This window comes from Marinitoga sp. 1155, assembly GCF_001021175.1.
GTDB lineage: Bacteria > Thermotogota > Thermotogae > Petrotogales > Petrotogaceae > Marinitoga.
In genome coordinates, this window is the sequence record NZ_AZAX01000021.1 from 71219 (window position 1) to 91224 (window position 20006).

Annotated in this window: 16 protein-coding genes and 1 tRNA gene; 10 read left to right on the plus strand and 7 right to left on the minus strand. The window is 26.3% G+C overall.

Annotated features, from left to right (window positions below):
- Window positions 1–27 precede the first annotated feature (27 nt).
- From X274_RS07380 to X274_RS07390, 3 genes are all read right to left on the minus strand, one after another.
- Window positions 28–888, minus strand: a complete 861-nt coding sequence (locus tag X274_RS07380; protein ID WP_047266179.1) for a methyl-accepting chemotaxis protein — start codon at window positions 886–888, stop codon at window positions 28–30.
- Window positions 889–899: 11 nt separating this feature from the next.
- A complete protein-coding gene (locus X274_RS07385; RefSeq protein WP_047266180.1) occupies window positions 900–1655 on the minus strand; it encodes an MBL fold metallo-hydrolase in 756 nt (251 codons plus the stop codon).
- Between the two features lie 98 nt (window positions 1656–1753).
- The gene (locus X274_RS07390) at window positions 1754–3709 is read right to left on the minus strand and encodes a hypothetical protein (RefSeq protein ID WP_047266181.1); all 1956 of its coding nucleotides are present in this window, start codon (window positions 3707–3709) and stop codon (window positions 1754–1756) included.
- Between the two features lie 129 nt (window positions 3710–3838).
- Here X274_RS07390 and X274_RS07395 point away from each other — a divergent pair, with 129 nt between their 5' ends.
- From X274_RS07395 to X274_RS07430, 7 genes are all read left to right on the plus strand, one after another.
- Window positions 3839–4108 carry an acylphosphatase gene (locus X274_RS07395; RefSeq protein WP_047266182.1) on the plus strand — a complete coding sequence of 90 codons (270 nt, stop codon included), beginning with the start codon at window positions 3839–3841 and terminating at the stop codon, window positions 4106–4108.
- A 21-nt stretch (window positions 4109–4129) separates the two neighbouring features.
- Window positions 4130–5353 (plus strand): alkaline phosphatase family protein, encoded by a 1224-nt coding sequence (locus X274_RS07400; RefSeq protein ID WP_047266183.1) that lies wholly within the window; start codon window positions 4130–4132, stop codon window positions 5351–5353.
- A 1534-nt stretch (window positions 5354–6887) separates the two neighbouring features.
- Window positions 6888–6963, plus strand: a tRNA-Pro gene (locus X274_RS07410).
- Between the two features lie 115 nt (window positions 6964–7078).
- Complete coding sequence (locus X274_RS07415) at window positions 7079–9061, plus strand: hypothetical protein (protein ID WP_047266185.1); 1983 nt, start codon at window positions 7079–7081, stop codon at window positions 9059–9061.
- 82 nt (window positions 9062–9143) lie between these two features.
- Window positions 9144–9713 carry an RNA polymerase sigma factor gene (locus X274_RS07420; protein ID WP_231580393.1) on the plus strand — a complete coding sequence of 190 codons (570 nt, stop codon included), beginning with the start codon at window positions 9144–9146 and terminating at the stop codon, window positions 9711–9713.
- Window positions 9710–9919 (plus strand): hypothetical protein, encoded by a 210-nt coding sequence (locus X274_RS07425; RefSeq protein WP_047266187.1) that lies wholly within the window; start codon window positions 9710–9712, stop codon window positions 9917–9919. The genes X274_RS07420 and X274_RS07425 overlap by 4 nt, the downstream gene beginning before the upstream one ends.
- A gap of 1 nt (window position 9920) precedes the next feature.
- On the plus strand, window positions 9921–10382 hold the full coding sequence (locus X274_RS07430; protein WP_047266188.1) for a SoxR reducing system RseC family protein: 462 nt from the start codon (window positions 9921–9923) through the stop codon (window positions 10380–10382).
- 37 nt (window positions 10383–10419) lie between these two features.
- On the opposite strand, the gene X274_RS07435 is transcribed toward X274_RS07430, so the two are convergent.
- Window positions 10420–11661, minus strand: coding sequence for an MFS transporter (locus X274_RS07435; protein WP_047266189.1), 1242 nt, complete (start codon window positions 11659–11661; stop codon window positions 10420–10422).
- Between the two features lie 315 nt (window positions 11662–11976).
- Window positions 11977–13275 (minus strand): asparagine--tRNA ligase, encoded by a 1299-nt coding sequence (asnS, locus tag X274_RS07440; RefSeq protein WP_047266190.1) that lies wholly within the window; start codon window positions 13273–13275, stop codon window positions 11977–11979.
- A gap of 91 nt (window positions 13276–13366) precedes the next feature.
- Here asnS and X274_RS07445 point away from each other — a divergent pair, with 91 nt between their 5' ends.
- A complete protein-coding gene (locus X274_RS07445; protein ID WP_175420213.1) occupies window positions 13367–14251 on the plus strand; it encodes an ADP-ribosylglycohydrolase family protein in 885 nt (294 codons plus the stop codon).
- A gap of 11 nt (window positions 14252–14262) precedes the next feature.
- Here X274_RS07445 and X274_RS07450 read toward each other — a convergent pair whose 3' ends face one another.
- Both X274_RS07450 and X274_RS07455 read right to left on the minus strand, forming a co-directional pair.
- A complete protein-coding gene (locus X274_RS07450) occupies window positions 14263–15483 on the minus strand; it encodes an aminopeptidase (protein ID WP_197073337.1) in 1221 nt (406 codons plus the stop codon).
- Window positions 15480–17942: a DNA polymerase domain-containing protein gene (locus tag X274_RS07455; protein WP_047266193.1), complete on the minus strand. Its 2463-nt coding sequence runs from the start codon at window positions 17940–17942 to the stop codon at window positions 15480–15482. The genes X274_RS07450 and X274_RS07455 overlap by 4 nt, the downstream gene beginning before the upstream one ends.
- A gap of 58 nt (window positions 17943–18000) precedes the next feature.
- Between X274_RS07455 and X274_RS07460 the strand changes: the two genes are divergently transcribed.
- Both X274_RS07460 and X274_RS07465 read left to right on the plus strand, forming a co-directional pair.
- Entirely contained in the window at window positions 18001–18312 is a 312-nt protein-coding gene (locus X274_RS07460; protein ID WP_047266194.1) for a cupin domain-containing protein, read from the plus strand.
- Between the two features lie 705 nt (window positions 18313–19017).
- Window positions 19018–20006, plus strand: a 989-nt coding sequence (locus X274_RS07465; RefSeq protein ID WP_047266195.1) for an AAA-like domain-containing protein, incomplete at its 3' end; no start/stop codon positions are given.

A 20006-nucleotide genomic window follows, 5' to 3' on the forward strand; every position in this document is an offset into this window, starting at 1 on the left:
ACCTGCTATGTTTTTTTATATTTATAATTATATTTTTATATCTTTTATCTTTTTTTGCATATTTAACACATTTTTAATTACAGAATTTAATGTTGAAATTGTATTTATTAACTCCAACATTTCTTCTTTTGACATAGATAAATTTCCGAGATTATTTTCCAACAAAACAGAATTAGAATGAAGAGAATCTATTAATTCATCAAGGAAACTTTCATTTTTTTCAAGTATCTCTAAAGAACTCTCTGTAACCTCAGCTATAATGTTAAAAAGTTCTGATATATAATTTATTTTCTCTAACACATTTTTTATTTCATAAGATAAAATATTAATTTTTTCATTTATTTTTTTTGCACTTTCATTTGTTTCAGTGGATAATTTTTGTATTTCTTCTGCAACTACGGCAAATCCTCTTCCGTGTTCTTTTGCTTTTGCTGCTTCAATAGATGCATTTATTGAAAGCATATTAGTTTTTCTTGCAATTTTATTTATATTTTTTGTTATTCCAATAACTTCGTCAAAATTACTCAAAGCATCAGAAACCATATTAATTGACTCGTTAACATCATTTTTAACGTCATTTAAATTATCGCCAATTGTACTCAGTTTTTCGATGATGTTTTTATTTAAAATGGATATTTTATCCTTTTCATTTTCGCTCTTTATTGTCATTTCTTCTATTTCTTTAGTAATTGCTTCAGTATTATCGATAGATTCGATAATTTTATTCCCCACTTTTTTAGTCAATTGTTCCGCGTTTTCAAATCTTTCGCCAATTACTTCATCCAGATTTTCAATAAAGGAAGTGAGGATGTTTTCGTGATATATACTTTCTGCGATTTTTTCTATGACTTTTTTAAAGTACTCATTTTTAAAGTTATCCTTTTTCACTTTACCACATCCTAATATATCTCATTTATAATGTCAATACCGCATTTTAAATCTTTAAACCAATTTAAAAATTGATTATACTCATTTCTTTTGAACAATAAACCATGTTGAGGAGTCATCATTTCTACATCAAATTTTGAGACTATCTCAATCCATTTTTTTGCGGCAATATTCGAAGACATATATCTTTTATGAAATCCTTCCATATATTGTTTATATTCATTAAAATTTTCAACAAATATTTTATCTTCGGATGGTTGGACAACACCGACACCAATATCACCTGAAAATAATATTTTTGAAATTGGATCATATAAGGTAAAATTACCAAGTGAATGTAAAAAATGAGCAGGAATAATTTTTAACGAATAACCATCTGAAAATTTAATTTCTCCTCCTTTATCTTTAATAGGAACAAGATTGGAAGAATCAAAAACTCCAAAATGTGGCAAAAATCTTTCCCATAATGCAGAAATATAAATTTTTACATTATCTAAAGTAGAACTCCATAAAGCAATACCAGACGACACATCAGGATCTTGATGTGTATAAAATATTGCTTTTATCTTATCAGTGGATATATGTTCGGAAACATTTGCCAGTACTCTTGGGAAAACATGAACACCACCTGGATCTAATAAAACACCTTCATCATTATGAATAATTAAAAATTGATTGGTAAAAATACCTTCAAGATTATTTATTTCTACACCTAAATAGATAAATTTATGGTTATCATTTTCAAATAAAACAACGGAATTCGACATCGAAAAACCTCCTTTTAGTTTAAACCAACTATATAAAATTAAGTAGTTTCATTTAACAAATCATATTATTATTTTATGTAATTTTATAAAAATTTGACTTAAAAATTGCCAAAAGTCATCCAGAATAATTTTTTTACAAAAATAGGTTTTTCAGGATTTTGAATGTTAAAAATCATCAATCCGTTTTTTCCATCAGCAACATATAAATAGTTGTTTTTTACATATAAATCTTTAGTGTTTCCGGGTGTATCAATAATTGATAAAATTTTTCCATTATTAGTATCAAAAATTGCAAATCCATTTTCACCTAAAGCTGCAAATCCTAAATCTTTAAAGATGCGTACTTTTAATATACCCTTATCGTTTATTTTTATAACGTTTTCAATTGATGGATTTTCAGGATCTTTTATATTTATTATATAAATTCCGGGTTCTCCAACAGGAACAGTTTTATTTTTTAAAACTGTATATTTCCAATCTACAGCCAGATAAGCCTTGTTTTTATAAATTTCAATATCTTTTGCAAATCCATTGATTCTAAATTTTGGTAGTAAATGTTTTACGTTTCCATTATCTAATTTAAAAGTTTCAAATCCAACATCGTCTGTAGAAAGGAAAATATATTTATCTTTTTTGGCTAAATCCATGGTTCTACCAATTACTCTATTTATAGAAAGAATTTTTGGCTTATTTTTGTTTGTAATATCTAATATTACTAAATCCTTATAACCATCGGCAATAAATGCTAAATTATTTTCAACTATAAAATTATTAGTATAACCCAGAATAACATTATTGCCTTCTTTAACATCCACATAATTTGATAATAATTTCAAATTTTTCATATTGGATATATCAAAAATAGTAAATCCGTTTTGCCTATCTGCAATGTATGCATAATTGTTATGCGCAAATACACTTACAGCATCGTTTAAGGTTTTTTCCAATTTTTTTGGCAATAATTTTAAATTTAAAGTTTTTCTTGAAGAAAGTTCTTTGGGATTTTCAGGGTTACTAATATCAAAAATTATCAATCCATCTTTTCTATCAGCAGCATATAAATAATTATCTTTTATGTACAAACCTTGGAGATCAGTATGATTATTAAATATTTTTACCAATTCTGGCTTTTGAGGATTAGAAATATTAAAAATTTCCAATCCTCCCCAGTCGTCAGTAACTATTAAATAATTGTTATTTATCATTTTTAGATCAATAGGTGTATTTAAAGTATAATATTGAAAAATTGGCTTTATTTTATCATTTTTATTTTTAGCAGGTTTGTTTATATCTTTTAAATTAAACACTTCTAATCCGTACCATCTATCAGTTACATATAAATAATTTCCATATTTTAAAATAGCATTAGCTCCGCCTCCAGTATCAACGGTTTTAACTAAAAAAGGAAGTAATTTAAAAGATATATCAAATATAGAAATTCCTTTTGCTCCATCTAAAGTATAAAGGTATGAACCATCAATATAAATTTTTTGAACATCTCCACCTGTTTTTAAATGTCTCATATATTTATAAGAATTTCCAGATTTTGAATAAATGGCTAGGCCTTTTATACCATCAGCAACATATAAATAATTTTCTGAAAATGAAAAATCATAAGTTTCACCTATTGAATTAATTCTAAAAGCTTTTACCACTTTATTTCCACTTATTTTAAATGGAATAATTTCATTATTATATACAGAAACATAAATAATATTTTCGTATTGTTTAATTTGGGTTGGAAAATTTTTAAGAGTAAAAATCTGAAATTTATTGATTTTTAAATTAATAAAATAGATTTTATTAGACTTTAAGCCAATAACCATAAAATCATTATTTGAAAAAAAAGCTGTAACTTTAGAATCGAAGAATAGTGGTAAATTTTTTATATTAAAAATGTTTGGATATGAGGCAATTAATTTAGGTTTCAATGGGTTCTCAAAATTAATCAAACTAATACCTTCCTCATAACTATTGATAAAAAGAGATTGATTTGCTACCACAAAAATAGATATTATTAAGAACATACTTAAAAGATAAGTTTTTATTTTCATATTTAAAAACTTCCCCCTTTCAAAATTTTATTTTCTTATTTATAGTATACCAGAAAAAAACTAAAATTTGACGTTTTAATATTAAAAATGGTAAAATAATTATAAATATTATTCTTTAGGAGGATGGAAATGTTTGCAAAAAAATACAGAGTATATGGTAGAGTTCAGGGAGTTGGCTTTAGATGGTTTATTAATAAGATTGCAAAATCATTAGATATAAACGGATATGTAATGAACATGTCAGATGGTAGTGTTGAAATATGGGCTGAAGGAAATATTGAAAACATAGAAAATTTAAAACAATACATAATTAAAGGCAATGGATTTTCTTATGTTGAAAATATTATTGAAGATAATGTTTCTCCAAAAGGATATACATATTTTTCAATAAAATATTAATCTTTGAAAGTGGTGATATAAATGTGGGAAAACATTTTAAAAAAAATATATGAAAATAAAGTTGAGGGATTAGGGATATTGCCTCATTATCAAGAGTATTCTATTTTAAATATAATTAATTGGGTTATTTATAATTTTGATGGAATTCCTTTTTATAAACCATATCCAATACCTCATAAAAATAAAAAACATATAGTTTTATTTTTAGTTGACGCAATGAGTTATAATACATTTAAATTAGTCTTAAGAGAAAAGAAAGATGAATTCAAATATTTAACAAAGAATCAATTTTTTCCGGCAACGTCTGTATTTCCTTCAACAACAGCCAATGCAATTACAACACTGATGACGGCACAAGCTCCTGCGGATCATGGGATTTTAGGATATACGTTATTTTTAAAAGAATTAGGATCTTTAGTTAATATGATAGATTTTTCTCCATTAGTCGGAGGAAAGGGGGCATTTGAGCCATTTTTGGTAAATGATTTATTAGAAGTAAAAACGATTGATGAAATTTTAGAAAAATTAGAGGTAAAAACATTTACCCATACACATTCAGATATTGTAAATAGCGGATTGAGTAAAATTCATAATAAAGGAAGTAATATAAAAGGGTACAAATCTTTAGTTGAAATGTTTGGTATGGTTTTAGATAAGCTTGAAAGTTTTCATAATACAGGCTATAAATCATTTCAATTTGCATATTATGGTTATGTTGATGGTATTGGTCATAAATATGGGGCAAAAGATATTAAATATAAAACACAAATATACTGGTTTTTAAAAATGTTTGAAGATGAATTTTTGAGTAAAATGGATAAAAAAATACGTGATGATACAATTATTATAATTACAGCAGATCATGGAATGCTCGAAACGCCTTTGATTAAGGAGATAAGATTTTCAAATGAGAGCGAAATCTCCAAATATTTATGGATTCCGCCAGGTGGTGAAATGAGAATGATGTATTTTTATACAAAAAATAAAAAATTCTTTTATGAATTTTTTAATTCAAAATATAAAGACTTTGGTAATCTTATAGATATAGAAGAGGCAGAAAAAATAAATTTGTTTGGAGCAAAACTAAACAATAAATATAAAGAAAGGGTTGGGGATTATGTAATGATATCAAAAAGTAATTATAGTTTTGTTTATAAGTATGGTGGCTCTTTTGTGCATTTAAAAGGAAAACATGGAGGATTATCATTTCATGAAATGATTGTGCCTGTTATAATTTTTGGGTAATATAAATATTATTATAAGAAAGATAAAATAAGAAAATATTGTAAATGAGAAAATATTATAAATAAGATTTTTATGTAATAAAAAAGAAAATATAGAGGCTAAAATTCCTCCAATAGAAATCATAAAAAACATATGTTTTATTATAAAATAATATTCATTTACATTAAAAAAAGACACACTATATAATATAGTTGCATTCCATATTATATTTTGAATTGTTATATTTAATAGTATAAAAAATATCAATTGATTTTTGAAAAATGTAAACAAGCTTAAAAAGCTAATAAACATTAGTAAGAAAATCAGGGTAAAGAGGGTATTTCTCATATCAAACTTATTATATAAAAAAGCCGAAACAATAAAACTAAATACAAAAAAACCAGAAAAAAGAATTAAATATAAATTTGAAATTGAGATGTCTTTGAAAATAGTCATTAAAATATATTTAATGTTTATTATAAAAATATAATAACTGCTTCCAATAATTAAGTAAATAGTCATAAACAATATGGATAATGCTTTCTTTTTTATTGAAAAATTATCTAAAGAAATATGTTTGTTATGACGAATATTTGGTAAAAAATTTATACTGATAATTATAAAGACACCATTTATAAGTGAAAAAAAAGCGAATTTCCAGCCTAAAATTTGTACGAAATAATAAGAAAAAAATGCAGCAGAAATAATTCCTGAAGTTCTTCCGCTTTCTAAAGCGAAGCTGGTAATATTATGTTTAGATTTATAATAATGGTAATAAAAATTTATATAACCAAATAAATATCCAAACCCAATACCTGTAATAAATCTAATTATAGAAAAATAAAATATATTTTTTGAAAAGAAAATAAATATGTTTATTAAAACAGAAACGATTAATAAAAAATAAGTGCTTTTTTTATATTTGATTTTATGGGTGGATATATAAATTCCCAGGCACATGCCAGCAAAAACTGGAATATTCAATAAAGATAAAAATTTTGAGGAAATATTAAAAAAATTTTGTAATTCTACAGAAAGGAATCCTTGAATAACAACACCATATGTAATGTATAAAAAAGTTAGGAAAATAATAGGAAGTAAAATATGTTGTAATGCTTTCATTTTGAATTCATAAAAATATTTGTTCATAATATCCACTCCAATAATAATTTAGATTGTCTAAAAAGTCAAATTCACTCAGACAGCTCGATTGCTAATCCTTAAAATTATTCATTCTCAGCCGTCGCTCAAACAATACATCGTGTATTGTTTCGCTCAAAATTACATCCATGTAATTTTGACGGCTTACATTCACGCTTAGATTTTTTAATATAAAAAATCTAAGGGAAAAGGATTTATAATTATATAATAAAAATCTTTTATCCTATACCCGCGGTAGCGTGTAAGGGCAATCTTCGAGCCTTCGTTTCATTTGAGACTTTTTAGACAGCCTAATAATAATTTAGAACATCTAAAATTATATAATATAGGTAACTAAAAGTCAATAATAAAGTATTGACTAAATAATATAATTATGGTATAATACTCGCGATATCGGGGCGTGGCGCAGATGGGAGCGCGTTTGCATGGGGCGCAAAAGGTCGCTGGTTCAAGTCCAGTCGCCCCGACCAATGCCAACCAGTAAGGTTGGCATTTTTTTATAATTATTAGGAATGACTTTTTATTTTATAGAACAATAAAATGGATAGAACAATAAATTAATTGAGAATTATAGAGGTGATTGAGTTGAGATTAAAACTTATAATACTTGCAATATCTTCATTTATAGTAATAATGACAGGCATAGTTGTAGTACCTATAATATTTAAAAATGAACCACCTTCAATTCCTGAATTGTATTCACCAGTTAATGGTGCAACAGAAATACCTGTTAATACAGTTTTTACATGGAATGCAAGTGATCCAGATGGAGATAGTTTGACATATGATTTATATCTTTCAACAGATAAAAATAAATTAACTCCAGTTGCGTCAGACTTATCTGAAACATCTTTTTCCAAAATATTAAATTATAATAAAACGTATTACTGGAAAGTAGTGGCCAGAGATAAAAAAGATAAAAGTGAAAGCGAAATTTGGTTTTTTAGTACAGAAAATGCAATACCGCTAAAACCACATTCTCCCAATCCGAAAGATGGAGAGATAAATGTTCCTTTAATAACAACGTTAAGCTGGAAAAGTGAAGATTTAGATGGAGATAAAATATATTATGATGTTTATTTAGGCCGTTCTATAGATACAATGAAGCCAATAGCTACCGGTATAGAAATTCCATCAATAGAAGTTAATTTGAAAGAGAATGCCAGATATTATTGGAAAATAGTAGTAAAAGATGGGCATGGAGGCATTCGTTATGGTGATATATGGGTATTTCAAACAAAATCTGTAAAAAAGTTAGGGAAACCATTTGAACCAATACCAACCAATGGAGCAACAAATTTAGAAACAAATATTACATTAAAATGGAAATATGAAGGGAAAGAAGCACTTTTTGATTTGTATCTTGGATTAAAACCACAGAATTTGAATTTAGTTGCACAAAATTTAGGATATCAATTTTATGATATGTCAGTTGATTATGGAAAGGTTTATTATTGGAAAGTTGTAGCAAAATCAGGAAATGAAGAAAAAGAAAGTTCAATATGGAATTTTTCAACAAAGCAATTATTAATAAAAGAACAAGCAACTGAGGAGTCAACTGAAACATCATTAATAACAGTTGAAAGTAGTGTTATAACAATACAATCAACTCAAACAGAAAAGAATATAAATATTGCTCAATCAAAAACAAATCAAACACAAAATATTGAAAATAAAAATAAAAAATATGTATATACTACTGGTAGTGGAATAGGGATGTATATTATTGATGTTACAGATCCTGAAAAACCAAAAATAATAAATCATGTATACACCGAAGGATGGGCGGTTGGTTTATATGTAAGAGATAAGCATGCATACATAGCAGATTGGATAAATGGTGTTGTGGTAGCTGATATTAATGATATAAAGAATCCAAAAAAAGTTACAAAATTAGAAACATTTGGGAAAGTTTATTCGATATTTGTAAAAAAAGATGTGGCATATATTTTAGAAGGAAGTTCAGGAATGGAAATTGCTAAAATAGAAAAAGATTATTCATTAAAAACTATGAGTTATCTTGAATTGCAAGGGGCATCGGGAAGGATATTTGTAGAAAATAATTATGCATATATACCAATGGGATATGATGGATTTGTTATTGTAGATGTTTCTGATGAGAAAATTCCGAAGCTATTGAGTTATTTTGACGCAGAAGGATTCGCATATAATGTTGTGGTGGAAAATGATATAGCTTATCTGGCAGATGGAGGTAAAGGGTTAAAAATAATAAATGTAAAGGATAAGAAACATCCAAAATTAGTATCTAAATTAACTCTTGAATCAGAATGGGCGAGGGTATTTGTCTCAAATGATATAGTTTTTTATGCACAAGGTAATAAAGGATTTTCCTTAATAGATGTTTCTAATAAATCAAAGCCAATATTATTAACGACTATTGATACAAAAGGTTTTTGTTATGGAGGATATATAAGAGATAATTATTTATATGTAGCAGATGGTGAAAATGGGCTTTTAATATACGATATATCTGATCCTGAAAAACCAATTTTATTATCGAATTTAACAAATTTATATTTACAGAATATTATATTAGAAGTTAAATAATATTGAACTAAATTAAATATATTTAGTCTAAAAATATGATGAGACCTCTTTTGTGGTATAATTAAAAAAAGGCCACAGAGAGGTGATTTTCTTGAATGAAAAAAAATTGGTAGAAAAATTAAAAAAGAAAGACAAAGAAGCATTTGAAGAATTATATAATATATATGCGCCAAAAATATATGTAACATTAAAGAAATTTGTTGATATAAGTGAAATAGAAGATGCTCTTCAAGAAGTTTTTTTTAAAATTTTTAAGGGAATACATACATTTAGAGGAGATTCTAAATTATCCACATGGATATATCAGGTTACTGTAAATGTAGGGAAAGATTATATTAGAAAGAAAAAGAAAAACATAGTTGAAAATATAGATTTAACAGAAAATTATACAGAAGGATTTGGATTACAACCAGAAGCTGATGTAAATGTGTCCAGTGAAGTATTAAATGAAATGGAAATGGATAAAATAACAAAAATAATGGATAAACTTTCTGAAGAAGATAGACTTTTAATAAAGTTGAGGGATATAGATGGGTTAAGTTATGATGAAATTGCCGAAAAATTAAATAAACCATTGGGAAGTGTAAAAAGCCGGTTGCATTATGCAAGAAAAAAATTCCAAAAACTCTTGAAGGAGGAAAATCTTGTATGATTGATGAAAGAAGATATGATTTATTAAATAAAATACTTGATGGAGAATACATTGAACAAATGGATCAATCATTGGAAGATGAAATTGAAAAATATAAAATGTATGTAAAAGCATATTTTCTTTCACAGGAAAGCTATGCTATTGTTAATAGATGTAAAAAAACAATAATATCTAAAATTATTGTAAGTTTGGATATGGAGGATTAAAATGAGAGAAATATTTATTGTTAATTCTATTGAAGGAGAAAAAGTAAAATTAATAAGCACAAGAAGTTCAAGTTGCGAAAGTTGTTCGCTAAATGGTGCATGTAATTTAACTGGTAGCAATAGTGAAAGGTTAATGACAATTGAAAAAAAGGAGTTTAGAAAGATTCCAGATATAGGTGATTACGTGGTAATTGAAATACCAGATTTTTCAATCTCAAAAATATCATTTATAATTTATGGTTTTCCTTTAACTTTATTTATAGCCTTGTTGGTAATAACATATACTTTAACCAAAAACGATACACAGGCATTTGTCGCAGGGATAGTTGGGTTGGCAATTGCTTATGGTATCATAGCATATGTGGATAGGACAGTTTTTAAAAAGAAATATAAACCAGCTGTTGTTGAAGTATTGCCAAAATCGAAAAATTTTGATTTAAAATTAGGAATAATCAATAATTAAAAATACCCACCAGGTTGTGGGTATTTTTTATAAATATTCATCTCTTTTTTTGAGAAATAAAGAATAAATTTATCAATAAAAAACTAGAAGAAATTATCATAAGGGCAATACCCACATTAAATTTATCAGATAAAAATCCAACTATAGGAACTATAATAGCAGCTAAAATGGTTTTTAATTGTGATTCTGCAGATAAAACAGAAGCCAAAATATTACTATTGATATTTTCAGAAATATATGCAACTCCTATAGGTCGTCTTAAATTTTCAATTAGATATATTCCAAGATAAAAAATAATTGACATAAATAACCAATTTGAATTATAGGTAAATCCACTTATAATACCAAAAATAAAACCTAAATTCATTGTAATAAGTAATGGATTTAAAAGATTTTTAAAATGTTCCGAAAATTTTCCAGATTTTCTTGAAAAAAATGAAGTGAGTAAATAAATTATAAAATAAACTATACCAATTACAATTGCCGAGCGCTTTTCATTTTCCAGATACATAAAAATAGGTAGAGATAGTGCAAACGTTTTTAATACTGGTTGCAAAAAGTCTTTTATAGCAGAATAAAAGCCGCTATATGTTGCAGTTAAAAGAATACTCCTGAATAAATTAAAACTTTTAAAAGACATAGCAAATTCATATATCACGCATGAAAAAGATTGTTTAAAATTTTTCCAGTTGAATTCTTTTAATTCTCCGTCAAGCTCTTTAGGATAAGTTAGCATTAAAATCAAATCAAGAACATATGGAATAACAGAAATTAAAAATACAGTTTGGTAATTTCCAGAATAAAAAACAATTCCAGCTGCCAGCAGTGAAGAAATAGCAGAGCCTAATTGAGAACAAGAACGCGTATTTCCATAGTAGTAAACCTTCAAATTCTGCCAGCCTTTTATTTTTAAATACTCCAAAATCATTGCCTTATGAGTTCCAGATCTAAAAGCTTCTCCAAAAGCATATAAAATCATAGAAAAAGTAAATAAATAGAAGCTTTTAGAAATATAGAAAATCAAAAAAGAAATGATATAACTTGAAAAAGAAAATACCATCGAGCGGCGTCTTCCAATAGAATCTGCAACAATACCTGTTGGTATTTCGAGTATATTTGTAGAAATCTTCATTACAGAATATAATAATCCTATTTGAAAATAAGATAATCCCTTTTCTAAAAAGAATAAAATTAGAAATGGTTCGAAAAATCTTAAATTTTTCAGAAAACCATAAGTGCAGAATTTATAAAATTGAAGATCCTTGAATTTTTTGTCCATAATTTCACCCCTGAAAATAAACTTTGTATAATCATTAGAATATGATATTCAAGAAATCAGATTTACTCACAAAAATTTTCCACGCCATGTTTTTTATGATACCACTTTCTTACTTTTTCTCCAAATCTCAATTGGTGTGTGTTAAAAAACTATATATAAAATATAAAGAAATATTGAATATTATATAATATAAAAAACCCCGTTAAACGGGGGGTTAATAAATAATTTATTTTGAACATTTTAGAATTAAAGTTACTCTAAAACAACATTGTAATTAATTTTTGAACAGAGGTGTTATATCAAATAATGAAACCATTAAGGATAAACCCTGTATAATGTTCTTGCAAAAGGAATTGCTTCTCTAATATGTTTTAATCCGCAAATCCAGGCAACGGTTCTTTCAATGCCAAGGCCAAATCCACTATGTGGAACAGAACCAAATTTTCTTAAATCAAGATACCATTGATATCCTTCAACAGGTAAATTGTTTTCTTTTAATCTTTCTATAAGAACATCTTCCTGCCAGATTCTCTCTGAAGCGCCTATTATTTCGCCATATCCTTCTGGAGCTATCATGTCATCACATAAGACAACATCCGGGTTTTCTGGATCTGGTTGCATATAAAATGCTTTTACTGATTTTGGATATTTTTCAATAATTACAGGTCTATCAAATTCTTCGGAAATTAAAGTTTCATCGTCAGCACCTAAATCTTCACCCCATTTAATATCTGAACCTTTTTTATTCAATAATTTTATAGCTTCTGTATATGTAATTCGAGGAAATGGAGCTTCAATTTTTTCTAACTTACTGATGTCCCTATCAAGTGCAACTAAATTTTCAGAAGCATTTTCTAAAACTTTTTTTACAATATATGATACTAAATCTTCTTGCAATTTCATATTATCTTCATGTTTGTAATATGCAACTTCAGCCTCATTCATCCAAAATTCTATTAAATGTCTTCTGGTTTTCGATTTTTCTGCTCTAAAAGTTGGCCCTAAATTATATACCTTCCCTAAAGACATTGCAGCAGCTTCGAGATATAATTGACCTGTCTGGGCGAGATAAACCTTTCCATAATCAAAATATTCTATTTCAAATGTATTTCCTGCACTCTCTCCTATTGATCCTGTGAATATAGGTGTATCAATTAAAATAAAATCATTGTTATTATAAAATTCCCTAATAGCTTTAATGATTTCGTGTCTTACTTTTAAAATGTGAAATTGTCTTCTTGATCTGAGCCATAAATGTCTATGTTCCATCAAAAAGTCTATTCCATGTTCTTTTTTGGAAATTGGATAGTCTTCAACAGGGTTATGAATAATTTCAACTTCGTCTATATGTAACTCAAAACCAACAGGTGATCTTTGATCTTCAACCACAGTACCTCTGACGATTAAAGAACTTTCCATTTTTAATTTCTTTACTTGTTGATATTTTTCTTCACCTAATGTAGCTTTTTCAACAATCCCCTGGACAAATCCAGTACCATCTCTTAACTGCAAAAAGGCTATTTTTCCACTTGCTCTTTTATTCCATAACCATCCTCTAAATTCAATCTTTTTACCAATATACTTTTTCATATCCTTTATATATACCCATTCCATTTTTCTCCCTCCCAAAATTTTAGTTTTTATATATTATAACATATTCTATGTTATAATAAAATTAATTAATCTTTAGAAAGGGGGCATAATTGTGAATAATTTAAAGGATAGATTTGCAGGTGCTTTATTTGGATTGATTGTCGGAAATGCTTTAGGGGCTCCCTATAAAAATATAGATGTAGAACATATAAAGGATTTTTCGAGTGGTGGAGTATATAATTTAAATGCAGGTGAATGGACTGATAGTGCTTCAATGGCTTTGTGCCTTGCAGAAAGCTTAATTGAAGATGGGTTTGATTTGAAAAGTCAGATGAGAAAATATATAAAATGGATAGATGAAGGTTACCTATCATCAAAAAATAAGGCATTTGGTATAGATAACCAGACAATGGAAGCTCTTGTATATTATGAAAATAATAATTCTTTTGTTGAAATTACAGAAAAGGATTCCAATAAACCATTGGCAAGGTTAGCGCCTGTTCCAATGTATTTTAAAAATTCATTTAAAGATGCTATATATTATTCCGGACAAAGTGCCTATACAACCCATAATAATATATTTACAATACATTCTTGCAAATTGTTTGGAGGAATATTACATCAGGCTATTAATGGAAAAGATAAACAATTTTTGATGGATGAAGTGCATAAGCATATGGATTTGATATATGATGTTAAGTTGAGAATCGTTGATATTAAATATAAAAGTGAAAGCCAGATAATATCTTCCTCAACATCTCTTGATTCGCTTGAAATTGCATTATGGTCTTTTTATAATACAGATAATTTTAAAGATGCTGTTTTAACAGCTATAAATTTTAAAGGAGATACTGATACTATTGGGGCAATAATAGGTCAATTAGCAGGAGCGTATTATGGATTTAATGAAATTCCAAAATTATGGGTATTAAAGATTGCGAAAAAAGATTTGATTATAGATACAATAAAAAGATTATATAATAAAATCTCCCGTTGAGGGAGATTTTATTATATTACCCATTTTCCGTTTTTCATAATTAACTCTTCTTTTCCATTTTTTATACCGTATACATTCATCTCTTCATTTCCAATCATAAAATCAACATGTGTAATGCTATTATTTAAACCAACAGTTTTTAATTCTTCTTCATTCATATTTTCACCATTTTCAACACACGTAGAATACGCTCTTCCAAAAGCAAAATGTGAAGCAGCATTTTCATCAAATAATGTATTGTAAAATACTACATTCAATTGATAGATTGGAGAATCAACAGGAACTAAAGCAACTTCTCCAAGATAACTAGCGCCTTCATCTAAAGATATAGCCTGTTTTAATATATCTTCACCTTTTTCTGCTGTTACTTTAACAATTTTTCCATCTTTAAATTCCATTGTAAAACCATCGATTACGTTTCCACCGTATACCAATGGTTTGCTATTTCTAACATATCCGTTTACTTTATTTTTATGAGGTGCTGTAAATACTTCTTCAGTTGGAATATTTGGAAGGAAAACAATTCCATCTTCATTTTTTTGGGCACCGCCTAACCATTTGTGATTTTTTGGTAATCCTACAGTTAAATCAGTACCAGGGCCTTCATATCTTAAATAATCATATTGTTTATTATTTAAATATTTTGTTTTTTCTTTTAAATTATTTAAATGTTTATTCCATAATTGAATGGGGTCTTCATTTTCATTAACTCTAACGATTTTTAATATTGCATTCCATAATTCTTGTATAGGGTTATCAGAATTAGGAAATACTTTTTCTGCCCATTTTTTTGAAGGAACAGCACCAATTGACCATGAAACTTTATCGGCCATTATAACTTTTGATACATCCTTCATAGCAGTTTGCCTTGTTTTGGAATATTGTCCAATTTTTTGTGGATCAATTGTTTTTAATATATCAGGGTCAGAACCTATAATACTTAAAAATGCCCCTTTTTTATCACAAAAATATTTTGCCATATCTACTTCCCATTGATGAAATTCATTTAACAACTCATCATTAGCATATTTTAATTTTAAAAATAACATATATTCATCGTTATATACTGTATATACTTCTTTTGCTCCAGCTTCGTAAGCTTTTTTTGCAACTATTCGCGTGAAATCTACAGCATCTATTGTAGATCTTAAAAAAACTCTTTGCCCTTTCTGTACATTAATTCCCACTTTTACTAAAAGTTCAGCGTATTTTTCCATTAATTTTTCCATTATGTTTCCTCCTTAAATAATTTTAATTGTTCAGCTTTTAAAGGATATCCTTCCATTAACTTTATTTTTAATTCAGTTTTTTCAATTAAATCTTTATATTCAGAAAATTGTTTTAAAGATGATAGAATTTGTTTTTTGAAAAGAGTAAAATAATCTATTTCAAAATCATTATATAATAATTTTTTGAAATCTTCAAGATGTTTCCTTTCAATACTAGCAGATATATAATAAATCTTTCCACTTTGATTCTTATTAAAAATATTTTTTATAGTTTCAAAATGCTTGAAATTATAATACTTTATATAATAATATAATAATCTATCATCATAATTAAATTTAAAATTATAAACTTTTTCCATAAAAATAGCAGATCTTATATGGTTTGGCAATGTTTTATATTTTGTAAAATCTTTTTTTCTAATACTTTTTATTATAGCAATATCTTCTAATGGGAATTTTTTTAGTTCGTTGTAGTAAAATATAAAATCATCCATTTTTAATTCATTATCTAACGCTTTTAAAAAGAGAGAAGATAAGATATTTTTCAAAATATCTGGAGTATCTTTTCGTACAATTTCCACACCATGTGTGATGATTTTCCTGTCAAAATCATATCCAAAATATCGTTTTTTTACTCCAAAAAAACGAACTCGTTTATAAATTTTATCAACTTCCATATTTAAAGTGCATTCAATTTTCTCTTTTGTAAATTTGGTTATTAATTCTTTTTGAATACTTTCATTAATATAATTTGTTAAAAAATTTCCTATTTCCAAAATATCTTTTTTATTCAGTTTTTCATCACATTCTATATAGTTAAAAGAACTGTCTGTATCGGAATAAAGCACTTTTGTTTTGAAATCAATATATCTTCCATTTATAGATATATTTTTAAAATGATGATTATTCAATTCGTTATTTACAAATCTTAATGCAGATCTTGCGGCAGCTAAAATAGCCAGATAAATTCTTGTATCATGAAGTGCAAAATTATCAGTTCCTAATACTCCATATATTGAATTTAGAAGTATTTTATAATTATATTGTTTAATATCATATATAACGTAGTTAGGGTCGTCAGGATCTGTATTTTTTTTTAATTCTTTATAATATAAACGTTCTTTTAAAAAGAATTTTATTAATGCAGGTATTATTCCCTCTTTTTTTAGAGAAAACTTCAAAGGTCTATAAACATCGTTTTCTTCTTCAACAAGAATTCTTCCAAGGTCTATATGTCTTTCATTATAATTCGAACTATACACAAGTGTTTCTGGAGAAATATTATAGGTAGCAATTATATTTGGATAAAGAGAGGTAAAATCTAGTACAATAACATTATCAAATGTTTTATTTGGTGGAGTTAAAACAATAGCACCTGTTATTTTTATATCATTTTTTTCTCTTTCATAAAATCTAAAAGTAATTTTATTTTTTAAAATAAATTGTTGAATAAAATGTTCAATAGAAATAGAAGTTCCAAATAACAAATTATATGGAATCCTTATTAATGATTGTAGAGAACATATCAAACCTATTAATTTTAATTTATTCTCAAGTTCTACGAGGATTTCAACATCTCTAAAAATATAATCAATAAATTTTCTCATATCTTTATTATAATAATTGAATCCCTTATATTCGGTTTTGCCTAATATTTTGTGATGTTTGGCAACAATATCTAATTTGTATGATGCGGGCTTATCTAAAACATATCGTCTATATAATTCAAGGTAATCTATTAAATTTATTCCGGGAATATTATTATAAAATCGGCCATCACTTTGATATGAAGAGTGTTTTAAATATGGAATTGCACTTAAATTTATATTATAAATATCGGCTCTTTTTATTAAATAAGGAATATCAAATCCATTTGAGAACCAGCCTGTTATAATATCAGGTTGGTCCTTTTTTATTATTTCACTAAAATATTTCAACATATTTTTTTCAGAATCAAAAAATATAATATTTTTATTAGAATAGAGTTTTTTATTATATACAACAAAAGCGTAATATTCATTTTTATAAGTATCATAATATGTAATTGAAGTAATATAACCACTATAATCATCCACGTTTTCACTTGTAACTTCAATATCTAAAAACCAAACTTTTTTATCATCAGGATTTTCAGATATGTTTTTGCTAAATATATTCATTATGTTTTTTCCATACAAATAAATATTATTTTTTTCCAATTCATCAGAAATCTTCTTAAATAGATTATAAGAAATGTCAAGAGTTGTGTTTATCAAATTTTTTCCATATATATCTTTCCAATTAAAATCAATGTTAACAAAACTTTTTATTCTGTATTTAGACAGAATTTTTTCAACTTTATCTATATAAACATCTTCAAAGATTAAATTAAAATACTTATATTCTTTTTTAAGTTTAGAATTAATATTTTCTTTAAAATAAAATTCCTTAGTTGAAGGGTCTTGCCATATTGAAGTTATCATATATTTATCACCACTGTGGTATAATTATTTATAATCTAAAATTATCAGGAGGGATAATATGAAAATTATTAAATATGATTCATTAGAAAAATTATCAGAAGTAAATTTTGATGCGAGAAAATTATTAACCTCAAAAAAATTAGAAATAGTTTTAATCAGTTTAGAATCAGGAGAAGTTGTAAAAAAACATTCCACACCATTTGATGCAATATTTTTTATTTCTAAAGGAAAAGGTGTAGTTGAGTTATCTGATGAAAAAATCGATGTAAATGAAAATGACATGATTTATTGTGATAAAAATATTGAGCATGGAATAATAAACAATTCTAATGACAGATTAAACGTATTAGTGATTAAATTACTTAATTAATAATAGTAAAAATGTTGAAATTAGTGAAAAATAATGAATTTTGTGTTTTAGATATAAACCTAATCCAAAAAGCGAAGATAGAATTATAGAAATTGTCATATACAATATTATTATAACCGAAAAAAGTAATTATTATGTTAAAGAAAAATTTGAGACTTGTATTTATCCCGAAAGAACAATATCATTAACACGCTGCAAGCGAAAATATCTGTTTTTCAAACATTTAAAGCGTTCTAAAAAATTAAGTTTTTAATTTTTTAGAGTTATTTTTAAAATCTAATTTTTTAATCAAATAACCCACCGTAGATGTGAATATTTTCTTTGAAAATATTGAAAAGTTATTATTTAAAATAATAAATTACGATGTCTAAAAAGTCAAATTCACTCAGGCAGCTCGATTGCTTATCCTTAAAATTATTCATTCTCAGCCGTCGCTCAAACAATACATCGTGTATTGTTTCGCTCAAAATTACATCCATGTAATTTTGACGGCTTCCATTTACGCTTAGATTTTTTAGGATAAAAAATCTAAGGGAAAAAGATTTATAATTATATAATAAAAATCTTTTATCCTATACCCGCGGTAGCGTGTAAGGGCAATCTTCGAGCCTTCGTTTCATTTGAGATTTTTTAGACAACTTAATTTTAAAATATTAAATTTTTATCTTATAACCCGCCGTAGGCGTGTAACACCGGAGGTGAATTATGAGAAGATTCTGTACAAGTGGACCTGTTGATAAAAAGACATGTTATTATGTTGAGCGACCAGATATAATGGAAGAAGCACTTGACCATATAGAAAATTGGAGATATTTTACAGTATCGGCACCAAGACAGAGTGGAAAAACAACATTATTAAATGATATAGTTGAAAAAATAAAAGATAAATATTTACCAATATTTATATCTTTTGAAAGTTACGGGAAAAAAAGTTTAAAAAGTTTTTTAAAAACCATTATCAGAGATATAGAAGATGACATTGAATATAGATATAATCAAAAAATTGAATTAAAAACATTAGAAGAACTGGATGAAATAAGAGAAACAATATTAGAAATATATAAAAAAACAAACAAAGAAATAATATTAATGATAGATGAATTTGAAAGATTAGATGAAAATATAATGAATGAATTTTTGCATATAATACGAAGTATATATCACAAAAAACAAATATACAAGCTCAGAAGTGTAATATTAATAAGCGTAGGATACTTAAGCGGAATATTAGAAGACAATGCCAGTCCATTCAACATAGCAGAATATTTAGAAGTGCCATACTTTACCAAAGAACAAGTATATGATTTACTAAATCAACACGAAACAGAAACAGGACAAATATTCGAAGAAAAAGTAAAAGAATTAATATGGCACAACGCAGCAGGCCAACCAGGATTAACCAATGGACTTGCATATGACTTAGTAATGAAAAAAGCAAAAGGAGAAAAAATAATAACAGAAAAACATTTTGAAAAAACATTATATGATTATATGAGAGTATATATAGACAAAAACATATCAAATATAATAAACAAAGCAAAAAAAGAAAAAGAATTAATGATGAAAATATTATTTGAACCAAATAATATAGAATTTAATATATATGATGAAAACATAAAATTCTTATATATAAACGGAGTAATAGACAATTGTGAAGGCATATGCTGTGTGAAAGTGCCGTTGTATTACAAAGC

What these genes read in the sequence shown, in the direction of transcription:
- X274_RS07385 (WP_047266180.1), bottom strand. Translation starts at nt 1,655, where the DNA reads ATGTCGAATTCCGTTGTTTTATTTGAAAATGATAACCATAAATTTATC.
- X274_RS07390 (WP_047266181.1), bottom strand. Translation starts at nt 3,709, where the DNA reads ATGAAAATAAAAACTTATCTTTTAAGTATGTTCTTAATAATATCTATT.
- X274_RS07395 (WP_047266182.1), top strand. Translation starts at nt 3,839, where the DNA reads ATGTTTGCAAAAAAATACAGAGTATATGGTAGAGTTCAGGGAGTTGGC.
- X274_RS07400 (WP_047266183.1), top strand. Translation starts at nt 4,130, where the DNA reads ATGTGGGAAAACATTTTAAAAAAAATATATGAAAATAAAGTTGAGGGA.
- X274_RS07425 (WP_047266187.1), top strand. Translation starts at nt 9,710, where the DNA reads ATGATTGATGAAAGAAGATATGATTTATTAAATAAAATACTTGATGGA.
- X274_RS07430 (WP_047266188.1), top strand. Translation starts at nt 9,921, where the DNA reads ATGAGAGAAATATTTATTGTTAATTCTATTGAAGGAGAAAAAGTAAAA.
- X274_RS07435 (WP_047266189.1), bottom strand. Translation starts at nt 11,661, where the DNA reads ATGGACAAAAAATTCAAGGATCTTCAATTTTATAAATTCTGCACTTAT.
- asnS (WP_047266190.1), bottom strand. Translation starts at nt 13,275, where the DNA reads ATGGAATGGGTATATATAAAGGATATGAAAAAGTATATTGGTAAAAAG.
- X274_RS07455 (WP_047266193.1), bottom strand. Translation starts at nt 17,942, where the DNA reads ATGATAACTTCAATATGGCAAGACCCTTCAACTAAGGAATTTTATTTT.
- X274_RS07460 (WP_047266194.1), top strand. Translation starts at nt 18,001, where the DNA reads ATGAAAATTATTAAATATGATTCATTAGAAAAATTATCAGAAGTAAAT.